This is a genomic window from Endozoicomonas sp. ALC013 (assembly GCF_049310205.1).
Classification (GTDB): Bacteria; Pseudomonadota; Gammaproteobacteria; order Pseudomonadales; family Endozoicomonadaceae; genus Endozoicomonas.
Genome location: NZ_JBLYNS010000371.1, coordinates 1 through 1,440 on the forward strand (window position 1 = coordinate 1; position 1,440 = coordinate 1,440).

The following is a 1,440-nucleotide window of genomic DNA, read 5'->3' on the forward strand; positions in this document are numbered from 1 at the left end:
CGGACACGCTCTGCCAAGCCAACTTGAGGCCATGATCATGATGGATTGGCCCTCTTCATTATCTGGCGAGTTATTTTCCAGGCGAGTCAACAGGTCATCCATGAGCTTTTCAAGTACGTCATTTTTATTGGCATTGGCGACTAGAGACAACCTGGCACAGCATACCATGACTCCCCAGAGAGACATCGATATCTCATTCTGAGTAAACTGAAGGTTATTACTGATTCGATAGACAAGCGATTCGAACGCAGAGGTAGCCACGTTCAGCTCAATGAGTTCACCCAGTTTGGCCGTGGCCCACAGCAGGTTGGCAATATCCCGGGCATTAAATTGGTCTTCCTGTGCGTTCACCCGGTGCAACAGCGCGGCCACGGCCTCGTAGAGCCCTGGTGTTTGCTCCTGCCCGTTATCCACCAGTTTTGCCATGGCCCATAGCAGGTTGGCGATTTCCTGTGGGTTAAAGTTAGCTTTTTGTCCGATCACGCAGGTCAACAGCGTAGCCACCGCTTCGTTGAACTCTGGTGTCTGCCTGTACCTGTTGTCTACCAGTTTCGCCATGGCCCACAACAGGTTGGCGATACCCTGTGGTTTAAAGTCAGCTTTCTGTACTTTCACGTGGGGCAGTAGCGTGGCCACGGCCTCGTTGAGCCCGGGTGTCGGCTTCTGCTCGTTGTCCACCAGTTTTGCCATGGCCCACAGCAGGTTGGCGATATCCCGGACATTAAATTGGTCTTTTTGTGCGTTCACGCTGGGCAACAGTGCGGCTACGGCCTCGTTGAGCTCTGGTGTCTGTTCCTGCCCATTGTCCACCAGTTTCGCCATGACCCACAGCAGGTTGGCAACATGCTGGGCATTAAACTGGTCTTTTTGTGCTTTCACGTGGGGCAACAAGGCGGCCACGGCCTCGTTGAGCACTGGTGTCCGCTCCTGCCCGATGTCCAACAGTTTCGCCATGGCCCACAACAGGTTGGCGATTCCCTGGGCATTAAATTGGTCTTTCTGTGCGTTCACGAGAGGCAACAGGGCGGCCACGGCCCTGTTGAGCCCCAGTGTCTGCTCCTGCCCATTGTCCACCAGTTTCGTCATGGCCCACAACAGGTTGGCGATTCCCTGGGCATTAAATTGGTCTTTCTGTGCGTTCACGAGAGGCAACAGGGCGGCCATGGCCCCGTTGAGCCCCGGTGTCTGCTTCTGCCCATTGTCCACCAGTTTTGCCATGGCCCACAGCAGGTTGGCGATATGCTGAGGAATAAATTGGTCTTTCTGTGCGTTCACGAGAGGCAACAGGGCGGCCACGGCCCCGTTAATCCCCGGTGTCTGCTCCTGCCCATTGTCCACCAGTTTCGCCAGGGCCCACAGCAGGTTGGTGATTCCCTGGGCATTAAATTTATTTTTCTGTACGTTCACGTGGGGCAACAGGGCGGCCACGGCCTCTTTGAG

The 1,440-nt window shown here is 55.1% G+C and carries 1 protein-coding gene; it reads right to left on the minus strand.

Annotated elements, in window-relative coordinates:
* On the minus strand, window positions 1-1,440 hold a 1,440-nt coding region (locus ACO6V1_RS23895), incomplete at both ends, for a DUF1601 domain-containing protein (RefSeq protein ID WP_422469086.1).